Below are 13,213 nucleotides of genomic sequence, written 5' to 3'. Positions count from 1 at the left end.
GCCGCCCCGTGAATGAGGAAACCACTCGTATGTCTTCCATCGGACGTCCCCGTCTGGCCGCGCTCGGCGCGGTCCTGGCCGCCGGGTCGCTCGCGCTGAGCACGGCGCCCGCCGTCGCCATCACCGGCGGCACACCGGTCGCCGGCTCGGACACCACCCACGCCTACACCGCACAGATCACCATCGGCGACCACGACCGCGGCTGCTCCGCCGTCCTCGTCGACGCCGAATGGCTGCTCACCGCGGCCAGCTGCTTCGCCGAGAACCCGGCCGTCTCGCTGGCCGTCCCGGCCGGCGTGCCCGCCAAGGCGACCACCGCCGTCATCGGCCGCTCCGACCTCTCCGGCACGCAGGGCGCCGAGCGCCGCGTCGTCGAGATCGTGCCGCGCACGGACCGCGATGTGGTCCTGGCCCGCCTCAACCGGCCCGTCACCAACGTGGCCCCGGCCCAGCTCGCCACCACCGCGCCCGCGGCCGGCGCGGAGCTGACCTTCGCCGGCTACGGCCGTACGAAGACCGTGTGGGCGCCGCTCCAGCTGCACACCGGCACCTACACCGTCGACTCCACCGCGGCCACCTCCGCGGGCGTCACCGGCAAGGGCGGCGCGGCCGCCTGCATGGGCGACACCGGCGGTCCGGTCATCTCCGGCGGCAAGCTCGTCGGCCTCAACAGCCGGTCCTTCCAGGGCGGCTGCCTCGGCACCGACGAGACCCAGACCTCCACCGCGGGCGTCATCGCGCGCGTCGACGACCTCGCCTCCTGGATCGACGCGGCGGTCGGCGCCACCCGCATCGTCGACTTCAACGGCGACGCCGTCGAGGACATCGCCATCGGCGACCCGATGGCCACGGTCGGCGGCGACACCACCGCGGGTCTCGTCCGCGTCGTCCACGGCGGCGGCAAGGGCACCGCCGAGATCACCCAGGACCTCGACTGGGTGCCCGGCGGCACCGAGGCCGGGGACCACTTCGGCAACCACCTCGCGACCGTCGACTACAACGAGGACGGCTACACCGACCTCGTCGTCTCCGCGTCCGAGGAGAACGTCGGCAGCGCGGTCGACGCCGGCTTCGTCGACATCCTGTTCGGCGGCAAGAACGGCCTCGGCAGCGGCCCGGCCACCCGCCACTTCGAACAGGGCTCCGGCAACGGCTCCATCAAGGCCTCCGCGCCGGAGACCGGCGACCGGATGGGCGCCTCCCTCGCCGCGGGCACCACCGCCGCAGGCGAGCCGTGGGTCCTGATCGGCACGCCGGGCGAGGCGCTCGGCTCGCTCGCCAAGGCCGGCGCCGCCTTCTACGTGCACGGCGACACCAACATCGCCATCAACCAGGACACCGCGGACGTCCCCGGCGCGGCCGAGGCCAACGACGCCTTCGGCACGTCGGTCGCGGGCGACTCCAACTTCATCGCCGTCGGCGCTCCCGGTGACGCCATCGGCGCCAACGCGAACGCCGGCAACCTGGCCGTGCTCAGCCACAAGCTGGACGCCACCGGACGGCCCACCGTGGTCGCGGGCCTGGACCAGGACAACGAGAAGATCAGCGGCGCAGCCGAGGCCGGTGACAAGTTCGGTCAGGCCCTCGCGCTGGTCGCCTACCGCCCGTCCGGTGCGGCCACGGCCACCGACTCGATCCTCGCCGTCGGCGCGCCCGGCGAGGCCCTGGCCGCCGAGACCGGTGCCGCGCAGCAGGCCGGCGCGGGCAACGTCGTACTGCTGCACTTCAATGCCAACGGCACCTGGGACTACCTGCACGCGCTCAACCAGGGCTCCGCGACCGACGACCGCTCCGGCACGATCGAGCCCGGCGACTCCGTGGGCGCGTCCCTCAGCGCGGTCAACACCGCACCCCGGAAGGTCGGTTCGGCCGCCACGCTGAAGATCGCCGTGGGCTCCCCCGGTGAGGACCTCGCGGGCTTCACCGACGCCGGTGCCATCCACACCTTCTCGCTGATGGACGCGGCAGGCGCCAACGACCTGTGGATCGAGGCCGGCGACGGCGACGGCATCCCCGGCTCCCCGGGCGAGGGCGAGAAGCTGGGCACGAGCATCCTCTTCACGCCGCGGAACCTCTACGCCGGTATGCCCTACGGGCCCACCGCCACCGGGGCCCTGCACGTCCTGCCCTTCCCGAACGCCGTGCCGGGCGGTACGAGCCTGCCCGCGACCACGTACCAGCCGGGCCAGGGCGGACTCCCGGCCAACGGCGACTACTTCGGGTACTCGGTGGGCTGACGGCTGCCGCCGTACGCCATGAGCCGCCCCCGGGGACCGTCCGGTGACGCCGTCGGTCGGACAGGGGGCGGGCTCTTCTCGGCCCCGCCGGGCTTCGGCTCGGCGGGGCCGCGGGGGCTGTTCGGATCATGCCGGCGTCGCGGGGCGCTGAAAGCGCAGTCCCTCTCGACCGACCTGATCCGAACGACAGGCCCTAGGCGCGCGCCCGCCGCCGCTGCCAGGCGTAGCCGACGGCGGCCAGGACCAGCGTCATCCCGCCCGTCGAGTACAGCTGTACCCGGGTGTCCGGCTCACGGGCCATCAGCACGAACACCGTGGCCATGCCCGCCAGCGCCACCCAGGTCAGCCACGGGAACGCCCACATGCGCACCACCAGCTTCTCGGGCGCCTCCCGCTCCAGACGGCGCCGCAGCCGCAGCTGCGAGACGGCGATGAAGATCCAGACGACCAGGATGACCGCGCCGATCATGTTCAGCAGCCAGGAGAAGACGTCGTCCGGCCGCCAGTAGCTGAGCAGCACGCAGCCGAAGCCGAAGACGGAGGAGACGAGGACCGCGATCCGCGGCACCCCGCCCGACACCCGGCCCAGCGCCTTCGGGCCCTGGCCGCGCTCGACCAGCGAGTAGCCGATGCGCGAGGCCCCGTAGATGTTGGCGTTCATCGCGCTCAGCAGCGCGACCAGCACGACGACGTTCATCAGCTGGCCGGCGCCCGGGATGCCCAGCTCGTCGAGGGCGGCGACGTACGGGCCCTTCGCCACGACCTCCTCGGAGTCCCAGGGCACCAGGGTGACGATCACCGCCATCGAGCCGATGTAGAACAGCGCGATCCGCCACATCGCCGTGCGCACGGCGCTCGCCACGCCCTTGACCGGGTTCTCCGACTCGGCCGCGGCGATGGTGACCGTCTCCAGGCCGCCGTAGGCGAACACCGAGGCGAGCAGGCCGATGATCAGGCCGTTGCCGCCGTTCGGCAGGAAGTCGTTCAGATGGGAGGCGCCGGGGGAGTCGGTGCCGGGCAGGACACCGGCGATCGCCAGCACACCGAGCACCAGGAACAGCGAGATCGCGCCGACCTTGAGGGTGGCGAACCAGAACTCGAACTCGCCGAAGTTCTTCACGGCGGCCAGGTTCGTCCCGCAGAACACCACCATGAACAGCGCCACCCACGCCCACTCGGGCGTGCCCGGCAGCCAGCCGTGCACGATCTGCGCCGCGCCGATGCCCTCCAGGCCGACGGCCGTGCACAGCAGCACCCAGAACGACCAGCCCGCGGTGAAGCCGGCCCAGGGGCCGATCGCCCGCTCGGCGTGGGCGGAGAAGGAGCCCGACGAGGGATACGCGGCGGACATCTCGCCCAGCATCCGCATCACCAGCATCACGAGGAGACCGGAGAGGGTGTAGGCGACGACGATCGACGGCCCGGCGGCGGCGATGCCGGCCCCGGACCCGACGAACAGCCCGGCGCCGATCACACCGCCGAGGGCGATCATCGACAGGTGGCGCTGCTTGAGGCCGTGCGAGAGGGAGGCGCCGTCCGACTGCGGCGGCGCCTCGGTGGTGGTGCTGTCGGACATCGTGCGGCTCGTCCAATGCGTGGGGGACGGGGGTAAAAACGCCCACAGTCTCGGCGGTGGCGCCACCCTGCGACAGCGGCTGCCCACCATGCGGACGACCGCAATACGGAACGTGACGGTCCGGTAGCCCGTCGGCGTCCCGATCTCCCACGGCTCCCCGGCCATCCGCGGCTTGGCGGGACCCAACAGCCTGCGCCCGGGGCCCCGGGGTGACGCTCACCTCCCCACCTCAGTGACCGGTGTCACCCCGGAACGCGTGTGCCCGGCGTTCTTTGTCGGAAGCCCACCAAGCCGCCGATCCGGCCTTTGTCGAGCGCTGCTCGTGATCGGCTCCGGCCCGCTGGGATAGCGTCACGGTGTCCCGACATGTCCACACCACCGCGGAGTCCCCATGAGCACCGCTGCCGTCCCCGCCCGCACCGGGCAGGTCCTCGCCGACCTCATCCCCTCCTCCCGAGTCCGTGACATCGCGCTCGTGGCGGGCGGCGCCGTGCTCACCGGCCTCGCCGCCCAGATCGCGGTGCCCGTCCCCGGTTCCCCGGTGCCGGTGACCGGCCAGACCTTCGCGGCGCTCCTCGTCGGCACCTCCCTCGGCGCCGGCCGCGGCCTGCTGTCCCTCGCGCTGTACGCGCTGGTCGGCATGGCGGGTGTGCCGTGGTTCGCGGAGGGCGGCTCCGGCACCGGCGCCCCGTCCCTCGGCTACGTCTTCGGCATGCTGCTCGCCGCCACGGTCGTGGGCGCCCTCGCCCGCCGCGGCGCCGACCGCTCGGTGCTGCGCACGGCCGGCACGATGCTGCTGGGCGAGGCGATCATCTACGCCGTCGGCGTCCCGTACCTGGCCCTCGCCGCCGACATGTCCCTCAGCGCCGCGATCGCGGCCGGCCTCACGCCGTTCCTGATCGGCGACGCCCTCAAGGCCGCCCTGGCCATGGGCGTGCTGCCGGCCGCCTGGAAGCTCGCCGACAAGCGGTGACGCCGTAGCCGCTGGCACGCAAGAGGCTCGCCGGGTCGCACTGCGACCCGGCGAGCCTCTTCGTTTGCGCGCCGTACGGCGACGGGTGTCAGCTCCTGCGGGCGACGACCCGCTGCTTCACGACGGCGATGACGACCACGATCGCCGCGACGAGCAGTGTCAGCAGCACCGTGGTGCGCCCGTCGTGCTCGGTGTCGGTCAGCATGTAGCCCAGCACGAAGACGATGACGGCGGCGGTCACCCAGGTCAGGTACGGGTACAGCCACATCCGCACGACCAGCTTCTCCGGCGCCTCGGCCTGGATGATCTTCCGCAGCCGCAGCTGCGAGAAGCAGATGACCAGCCAGACGAAGAGCGCGACGGCGCCCGACGAGTTGAGCAGGAAGAGGAAGACCGTGTCGGGGAACTTGTAGTTGAAGAAGACCGCGACGAAGCCGAACACGACGGACGAGAGGATCGCCGTCTGCGGCACCCCGCGCCGGGTGGTCCGGGCGAACGCCTTCGGCGCGTCCCCGCGCTGACCGAGCGAGAAGGCCATGCGGGACGCCGTGTACAGCCCGGAGTTGAGGCAGGACAGCACGGACGTCAGCACGATGAAGTTCATGACCTCGCCGGCGTTCGGGATGCCGAGCGAGTCGAGGGCGGCGACGTAGGAGCCCAGGTCGACGATCGACTGGGAGTCCCACGGCAGCAGGGTCACGACGACGAAGATGGAACCGAGGTAGAAGACGGCGATACGCCAGATGATGCTGTTCGTCGCCTTGGTCACGGCCCGCTGCGGGTCCTCGGACTCACCGGCGGCCAGGGTGGGGATCTCGCTGCCCATGAAGGAGAAGACGACCAGCAGCACACCGGTGAGGACGGCCCCCGGGCCGTGTGGCAGGAACCCGCCGTGCTCGGTCAGGTTGGACAGCCCCGCCTGGTCGCTGTCGACGCCCGGCAGCAGGCCGAAGACGGCCAGTCCGCCGACGACGATGAAGGCGGCGATCGCGACGACCTTGATCCCGGCGAACCAGAACTCGAACTCGCCGTAGGAACCGACCGAGACGAGGTTGGTGGCGGTCAGCACCACCATCACGATGAGGGCCCAGCCCCACTGGGGCACGGCCGGCATCCAGCCTTCGAGGATCTTGGCCCCGGCGGTCGCCTCCACGGCCAGGACGACGACCCAGAAGAACCAGTAGAGCCAGCCGATGGAGAACCCGGCCCAGGGCCCGAGCGCGCGGTCGGCGTGCGCGGAGAAGGAGCCGGACGTCGGATTGGCGGCGGACATCTCGCCGAGCATCCGCATCACGAACACCACGAGGGTGCCGACGAGGGCGTACGACAGGAGAATGCCGGGTCCGGCGGTGGCGATACCGGAACTGGATCCCACGAACAGCCCGGCCCCGATGACACCGCCGATGGCGATCATCGAAAGGTGGCGGTTCTTGAGTCCGGCCTGGAGCCCGGACCCGGGTTCTCCGGGGTCTCCGGGGCCGTTCCCGGCCTTGGTCAGGGTCGGCTGCGAAGTCATGGGGTGTTTTTCCTTTGCGCCGGTCGATCATTTACCCGTACGAGCGGTGTACGAGCCGGACCAGTGAAACGGAGGTGAACGAATTCGGGAACCTTTGATTCCGGATCGTTACTTGAGCTTCCCCTGAGGTTCCATAGTTTCCCTCCCTCTTTTCACAGCCGACACCCGACGCTGCTTCCCCGCGGCCCGCGTGTCACACTCGACGCATGCGCGTGTATCTCGGCTCCGACCATGCGGGCTACGAACTCAAGAACCACCTCGTCGAGTGGCTCGAGGCGGCGGGCCACGAGCCCGTCGACTGCGGCCCGCACCTCTACGACGCCCAGGACGACTACCCGCCCTTCTGCCTCCGCGCGGCCGAGCGGACGGCCGCGGACCCCGACGCCCTCGGCATCGTGATCGGCGGCTCCGGCAACGGCGAGCAGATCGCGGCCAACAAGGTCAAGGGCGTCCGTGCGGCGCTGGCCTGGAGCGAGGAGACGGCGTCCCTCGGCCGCCAGCACAACAACGCCAACGTCGTGGCCGTCGGCGCCCGCATGCACTCGCAGGAGGAGGCGACGAAGTTCGTCGAGACCTTCCTCGCGACGCCGTTCTCCGGTGACGAGCGCCACATCCGCCGCATCGACATGCTGTCGTCCTACGAAACGACGGGCGACCTCCCGCCCATCCCCCCGCACCACCCGCAGCAGTAACGACGTCGCCCGGGCGGCCTTCCCCCGCTGCGTGAGCACGGGGGAGGGACGCGGGGGACGGAGTCCCCGCCGGGGTCCGGGGCGGAGCCCCGGCGAGCCCCGTCTCCCGGCCGACCGAGTCGGGCGGGCGGGTGGGCGGGCGGGGGGCGAAGACCACGAAAGGAACCCCGTGCCAGAGGGGCACACGATCCACAGGCTGGCCCAGGACTACGCCACCGCCTTCGCCGGCACGGCAGTGCACGTCAGCAGCCCCCAGGGCAAGTTCTCCGACGCCGCCTCCCTCCTCACCGGCACGGAACTCACCCGCACCGAGGCCCACGGCAAGCACCTCTTCCTCGGCTTCGGCGCCGACGGAACCGACTGGGTCCACATCCACCTCGGCCTGTTCGGCAAGGTCGCCTTCGGCGAGACCCCCGCGCCCCCGCCCACGGACACGGTCCGCCTGCGTCTCGTCAACGACACCGCGTACGTCGACCTCCGCGGCCCCACCACCTGCGCCCTGATCACGGACCCCGAGAAGCAGGCCGTACACGACCGCCTCGGCCCCGACCCGCTCCGTCCCCCGGGCGACGGCAACGACCCCCGCACCGCCTACGCCCGGATCTCCCGCAGCCGCACCACCATCGCCGCGCTGCTCATGGACCAGAAGGTCATCGCCGGCGTCGGCAACGTCTACCGCGCCGAGGTCCTCTTCCGGCACGGCATCGACCCGTACCGTCCCGGCCGGGACATCACCCCCGCCGAGTGGGACACGATCTGGCGCGACCTCGTCGAGCTCATGCACGAGGGCGTGCGCAACAACCGCATCGACACCGTCCGCCCGGAGCACACCCCCGAGGCCATGGGCCGCCCGCCCCGCGTCGACGACCACGGCGGCGAGGTCTACGTCTACCGCCGGACCGGCGGCCCCTGCCATCTGTGCGGCGACGCCGTCCGCACCGCCGACCTCGCCGCCCGCAACCTCTTCTGGTGCCCGACCTGTCAGAAGAACTGACCGCCGCTCGCAGCAGCCGCGGCCGTCAGAACCCGTGCGGCAACCACGGCGCCACGTCCGACGCGAACCCCAACGACGCCTCCGCCAGCGCACCGGACCGCAGCTCCCGCACCCGCCCGGCCGCGCCCAGCGAGCCCAGGGAGACGCCCCCGAGATAGGCCGCACCCAACTCCCTTGCGGACAGGGCGAGATCCGCCGCGTCGTTCGTACGCTCGCAGGACGCCCCCTTCGCGTCCCCCGTCAGCCGCCAACGCCCCTCGTTCCAGGGGCAGAAGGTGTCCTCGACCTCGAACACGACGTCCACCGGCGCCTGGTAGGTGCGCGCCGCCAGCGCGTCCCCCACATCCACCAGCCGCACGTACAGCCCGTCCCGCAACTGCGGCCGGCACCGTCGGATGTCGGACACCTGGTACTGCCACGCCTCGTCGACCGGCCGCCCGCGCATGGTCAGCTTCGTCGTCAGGTCGATGTCGAACAGGAAGCGCCACAGCGCCGCCCGGGTCGCCGGATCCAGCCCCGCCAGGTCCTGGAGGACGACCGTGCCGTCGGGTCCCGAGGGCCCCCAGCCCGGCCGCACCCGGAACCGCGCGTACCCCGTGACCTCCCCGTCCCGCCGGGCCACCACGCACTGCAGCGGCGACGCGCCGTCCCGGCTGCTCTCCGGGTCCAGCAGTCCCAGCCGCTCCCAGCCCGGCAGCCGGGCCAGCATCCCCGGCCGCCCGGGCACCAGCCGCGCGTACACGGCCTCGCACACGTCGAGGACGTCCGCGGGCTCGGCGTACCGCAGCCGTACGTCGTCCGTCCCCTCCGGCACCGACAGACGGACCCGGTCCGTCTCGATCTCGGCGTTCACCTGGAAGGTCGCGGCACCGTAGCCGAACCGGCCGTAGATCGCCGGTTCCGAGGCCGTCAGCACGGCCAGCGGCTCGCCCCAGGACCGTACGTCGTCCAGCTGCCGTCGCATCATCGAGGTCAGCACGCCGCGGCGCCGGTGCGTGGCGGCGACGCCGACCATGGTGACCCCCGCGGCGGGCACCATCGCACCGCCGGGCACGGTCATCCGGAAGGCGAACGCTCCCGACGTCCCGACGCACTCGTCGCCGTCCCAGACGCCGAGGGAGCGGTCGCACCGCGTCAGCTCCCGGTACAGTTCCAGCTCCTCGGCCGGTTCCGGGACGCCGCCGAAGGCACGGATCAGCATCCCGTACCACGTGTCCCATTCGTCCGGCCGCAGCACGCGCAGCCCGCTCGTGGGGTCGAACCCGGTGTTGTCGCTGCCGCCGATCCGGCCGATGCCGTCATTGCCCATGGACCCATGCCTACCAGGGGCCCGCAAGGACGGGCGAGGGAATTTCCGCCAGGTTGCGGCGCGAGGGCCGTTCGTGAAGTTCACTGTGAAGTCCGGCCTCGGACGGGGGACAAGTAGGACCTCCCGTGCCGAGCGACCGGTCCGATGGATAGGGTCCCGAACTAATGGCAGCAGGACGACAGCGGCGCGCGGAAGCCGAGACGTTCACGGCACGGTGGAACAAGCAGTGGCACCGGGCCCGCGTCGGCATGCGCAGATCCGCCGTCGACTACTTCCGCGGCGACGGCTCCGACTGGATCGCGCTCGCCGGGCTGCTGCTGATGATCCCCGTCATCGCGGCCACCACGATGGTGAACTCCGTGTGGTGCTCACCGGCCGCGCTGGTGCTGCCGATCGTCGCGGGCGGCCTGCTGCTGCGCCCGGCGAGCCTCCTCGGTCTGTACGCGGCCGCGGCCACCGCCCTGATCGTGGAGTCGGTGCAGCTGGGCCCCTATACCGAGGGCCCCTCCCGGGTCACCCCCGGCGTGGTCCTGGTCGTCGCGGCCTGCGGCTTCTTCGGGCTGCTGATCGCCCAGTTCCGCAGCCGGGTCGGCGTGCCCTGGCGGCGCGGCGGCACCATGCTCTTCGACCTGCGCGAACGCATCCGCGTCCAGAGCAAGCTGCCCCAGCTGCCGCAGGGCTGGCACCGGGAGATGGCGTTGCGCCCGGCCGGCGGCCAGTCCTTCTCCGGCGACTTCGTGGTCGCGGCCCGCACCAACGGCGGCCGGACCCTGGAGGTCGTCCTCACCGACGTGTCCGGCAAGGGCATGGACGCGGGCTCCCGCGCCCTGCTGCTGTCGGGTGCCTTCGGCGGCCTGCTGGGCAGCCTGCCCCCGCACTCCTTCCTGCCGGCCGCCAACGGCTATCTGCTCCGCCAGGACTGGGACGAGGGCTTCGCCACCTCCATCCACCTCGTCCTGGACCTCGACTCCGGCGACTACGAGCTGTACTCCGCCGGACATCCGCCGGGTCTCCAGCTCAGCGCGGGCACCGGACGCTGGGAGGAGAAGTCCGCCGAGGGACCGCTGCTGGGCGTGTACGACGGTGCCCAGTTCGACCCGGTGAAGGGCTCGCTGCGCCCCGGGGACGTATTGATGCTGTTCACGGACGGTCTGGTGGAGACCTCCGACCGCGACATCGCCGAGGGCATCGACCGCCTCACCGGCGAGGCCGACCGCTATGTCGCCGGCGGCTTCCACGGCGCCGCCTGGCACCTGATCGAGGCGGTGGCCAAGGACGTCAACGACGACCGGGCGCTCCTGCTGATCTGCCGGGAGGGCCCGACGGCCCAGTGGGCGACGGCGGCGGACTGACACACTGGACCGCGTGTCCCCCACCCCGTCACCCACCCCCGGGCCCGCCGACCGGCTCTCGCTGGCCGACGTCGAGGCCACCGCCCGCGCCGCCCACGCCGGACAGACCGACAAGGCCGGGCGGCCGTACGCCGAACACCTGCTGGCCGTCGCCGAGGGCGTCCGGCGGCGCGGCGGGGACGACGAGCAGATCGCCGCGGCCTGGCTGCACGACTCGGTCGAGGACGACGCGCTGTCGGAGCGCTGGCTGCGCGAGGCCGCACTGAGCACCCGTACCAAGGACATCGTGCTCGCGCTCACCAGGCGCGCGGGGGAGCCGCCCGAGGGGTACGCCGCGCGGATCCTCGCCACGCCCGGTGCGCTGCTGGTCAAGGAGGCGGACCTGGCGCACAACGCGGATCCGGCGCGGCTGGCGGTCCTCGACGGGGCGACCCGCACCCGGCTGACCGAGAAGTACGCCCGGATGCGGGCACTCCTCGGCCTGCACGGCTAGGCCGGAACCTTCTCGCGCTGCTCGTCCGCCCGCAGGCGTTCCCCGCGCCCGGGCGGCGGCGCGACGGCTTCCCGCCGGAACGCCCACTCCATCCGCGGTTCCATCACGCACCGGAAGACGCGCCGTACGGGCCTGGTGCACAGCAGCGTGACGGCCGCCGCGGCCAGGACCGTCGCGGCGAACTCACCCAGCGGCCGGTGCAGTGCGGGCTGGTCGAAGAGGCCGGTGCAGTAGCCGGCCTTGATCAGGAAGCCGTGCAGCAGATAGCCGTACAGCGTGCCCGTGCCCAGCGCGGTGAACCAGGTGCGCCGGCCCGGCACCCAGGAGAAGAAGCAGGCCGTCAGCAGCACCGAACAGCCGAAGAGTGCGAGGACCATGACCGGCCCGGTCCACCAGGGGGCGTCCATCTCCTGCGCGGAGGAGTTGCGGTACACCCAGCCCAGGTCCATCTGCGGCGACGCCCACCAGCCGACGAGCAGCGCGGCCGCGAACACCGGCACCGACGCGATCCGCACCGAACGGCGCCGCACCAGACGGAAGTGCTCGGGCCGCAGGCACAGGCCCAGCACGAAGCAGGGCAGGAACTGCAACAGCCGCTGCATGTCCAGGTCGTCACCGACCTCCGGCGCCATCGACGCCAGCATGGCGACGCCCAGGGCGACGGGCAGCGGGTGGCGGATCGCCTTCCACAGCGGGGTGGTCAGACGCCAGACGAAAAGCGCGCACAGGAACCACGTCAGGTACCAGGGGTCCAGCAGGCTGATCACGTGCTGCGGATCGTCCCCGGCGAAGCGCTGGAAGAGCGCGTAGGCGGTCTCGAAGACGACGTACGGCACGGCGACGCCGGTGATCAGCCGTCTGACCCGGTCGGGGCGCATGTCGAAACTCCGGGAGAAGTACCCGGAGATGACGACGAACGCCGGCATGTGGAAGACGTAGACCACCGTGTACAGCGTCTCCAGGACCCGGCTGTCGTCGTTGAGCGGGTCCCAGGAGTGGCCCATGGCCACCAGCACGATCGCCAGGTACTTGGCGTTGTCGAAGAACGCGTCGCGTCGCGCGCCGGACGGGGCCGCACCCGTCGTCGACCTCGCTGCGTTTGGTGGGGACGAGGCAGCGTTGAACATCTGAGGCACCCTAGCGTTGTCCAAGTGATCCCGTAAAACCCTCCACGCCCCTCCCGTATTCGGTCTTCCGGGGCTCTCCGCGACTACCCGCAATTCCGTGGGAGTCGACCCTCCGAATTGCGTGACAGGCCCCACAGCCCCCGGTGCCACCGGGCGGCAGCGGGCGCCCAACGGGCCCGTATTGTCATGACTCTTCGGTACTAAAGCAGGCATAAGCCCGCCGGGGGACTCCACTGGAATGTCCGCGTCCGGACGCCTTCGGCAAGCACGTCCGGTGCCCTCGTGTGTCCACGAAGACAATTCGAAATACCTGCGAACGTGTTGTGTGTGCATCGAAACGGAACAGTTCGAATTCCCCGTGCGGGTGCCGTGTCGAATTTCTGTACGGGGCGTGCCCGTTGGGCCGTGCCCGCGTGCGCGGGGGAGCGCGGCCGGCCGGATGACGGCCGGACGATGTGTCACCTGCCGCATGACGGGGCCCGGTTGGTGGCACGATGGTTCTGGCGGGGGTGCGCGGGGTCGCATCCCCGGGCCGGGAGACGCGGACCGACCTAGGGTGTGATCAGTTGTGGCCATTTCATTGTCAGTGGTGCTGCTGTTGGCGATCATCCTGGTGGTGCTGCTGCGAGGAGGCTCCATCAAGGCGGGCCCGGCGATCGTCGCGGTCCTCTTCGGCTTCTTCCTGGCCTCGACCGGCATGGCCGACGACATCCAGCGGTTCCTGAACTCGATAGCGGAGACGATCAACTCCATCCAGTTCTAGGGCGCACCCAGGTGCGCTCCCGGCGCACAAAGGCCTCCGGCCCGGCCCCCTCGGGGGACCGGGCCGGAGGCCTCTCGGAGCGGGCGACGGGAATCGAACCCGCGTAGCCAGTTTGGAAGATCGCGTACGCGGATGTGGTCCCACCTGCGGTCTTCCTGACCTGCTGCTATGTGGCGCGTTC

General features: G+C 71.6%; 11 protein-coding genes. 7 read left to right on the top strand and 4 right to left on the bottom strand.

All coding sequences use genetic code 11. The features are described from left to right. Positions 1 to 29 precede the first annotated feature (29 nt). Positions 30 to 2,237 (top strand): S1 family peptidase, encoded by a 2,208-nt coding sequence (locus IEZ05_RS15855; protein ID WP_189230756.1) that lies wholly within the window; start codon positions 30 to 32, stop codon positions 2,235 to 2,237. Positions 2,238 to 2,430: 193 nt separating this feature from the next. Here IEZ05_RS15855 and IEZ05_RS15850 read toward each other — a convergent pair whose 3' ends face one another. Beyond that, positions 2,431 to 3,813, bottom strand: coding sequence for an amino acid permease (locus IEZ05_RS15850; RefSeq protein ID WP_189230755.1), 1,383 nt, complete (start codon positions 3,811 to 3,813; stop codon positions 2,431 to 2,433). Positions 3,814 to 4,204: 391 nt separating this feature from the next. Here IEZ05_RS15850 and IEZ05_RS15845 point away from each other — a divergent pair, with 391 nt between their 5' ends. Then, complete coding sequence (locus IEZ05_RS15845) at positions 4,205 to 4,786, top strand: biotin transporter BioY (protein WP_189230754.1); 582 nt, start codon at positions 4,205 to 4,207, stop codon at positions 4,784 to 4,786. Positions 4,787 to 4,874: 88 nt separating this feature from the next. Here the strand turns inward: IEZ05_RS15845 and IEZ05_RS15840 are convergent, their stop codons facing one another. Next, the gene (locus IEZ05_RS15840) at positions 4,875 to 6,302 is read right to left on the bottom strand and encodes an amino acid permease (RefSeq protein ID WP_189230753.1); all 1,428 of its coding nucleotides are present in this window, start codon (positions 6,300 to 6,302) and stop codon (positions 4,875 to 4,877) included. A 206-nt stretch (positions 6,303 to 6,508) separates the two neighbouring features. Here IEZ05_RS15840 and IEZ05_RS15835 point away from each other — a divergent pair, with 206 nt between their 5' ends. Together IEZ05_RS15835 and IEZ05_RS15830 are read left to right on the top strand one after the other, a co-directional pair. After that, on the top strand, positions 6,509 to 6,994 hold the full coding sequence (locus IEZ05_RS15835; protein ID WP_189230752.1) for a ribose-5-phosphate isomerase: 486 nt from the start codon (positions 6,509 to 6,511) through the stop codon (positions 6,992 to 6,994). Positions 6,995 to 7,163: 169 nt separating this feature from the next. Next, complete coding sequence (locus IEZ05_RS15830) at positions 7,164 to 7,988, top strand: Fpg/Nei family DNA glycosylase (protein WP_189230751.1); 825 nt, start codon at positions 7,164 to 7,166, stop codon at positions 7,986 to 7,988. A gap of 25 nt (positions 7,989 to 8,013) precedes the next feature. On the opposite strand, the gene IEZ05_RS15825 is transcribed toward IEZ05_RS15830, so the two are convergent. Then, positions 8,014 to 9,189 (bottom strand): GNAT family N-acetyltransferase, encoded by a 1,176-nt coding sequence (locus IEZ05_RS15825; RefSeq protein WP_229869744.1) that lies wholly within the window; start codon positions 9,187 to 9,189, stop codon positions 8,014 to 8,016. A 272-nt stretch (positions 9,190 to 9,461) separates the two neighbouring features. Between IEZ05_RS15825 and IEZ05_RS15820 the strand changes: the two genes are divergently transcribed. Further along, a complete protein-coding gene (locus tag IEZ05_RS15820; RefSeq protein WP_189230749.1) occupies positions 9,462 to 10,649 on the top strand; it encodes a PP2C family protein-serine/threonine phosphatase in 1,188 nt (395 codons plus the stop codon). A 13-nt stretch (positions 10,650 to 10,662) separates the two neighbouring features. Further along, entirely contained in the window at positions 10,663 to 11,142 is a 480-nt protein-coding gene (locus tag IEZ05_RS15815; RefSeq protein ID WP_189230748.1) for an HD domain-containing protein, read from the top strand. Here IEZ05_RS15815 and IEZ05_RS15810 read toward each other — a convergent pair. Continuing rightward, positions 11,139 to 12,269, bottom strand: a complete 1,131-nt coding sequence (locus tag IEZ05_RS15810) for an acyltransferase family protein (protein ID WP_189230747.1) — start codon at positions 12,267 to 12,269, stop codon at positions 11,139 to 11,141. The two genes, IEZ05_RS15815 and IEZ05_RS15810, sit on opposite strands and share 4 nt — an antisense overlap. Before the next feature lie 568 nt (positions 12,270 to 12,837). Here IEZ05_RS15810 and IEZ05_RS15805 point away from each other — a divergent pair. Further along, positions 12,838 to 13,032: a hypothetical protein gene (locus tag IEZ05_RS15805; RefSeq protein WP_123999966.1), complete on the top strand. Its 195-nt coding sequence runs from the start codon at positions 12,838 to 12,840 to the stop codon at positions 13,030 to 13,032. Positions 13,033 to 13,213: the final 181 nt, after the last annotated feature.

Source organism: Streptomyces flaveolus, assembly GCF_014648815.1.
GTDB classification, from domain to species: Bacteria; Actinomycetota; Actinomycetes; order Streptomycetales; family Streptomycetaceae; genus Streptomyces; species Streptomyces flaveolus.
Note: the sequence above shows the minus strand (reverse complement) of the source record. Positions and strands in the feature narration are given on the sequence as shown.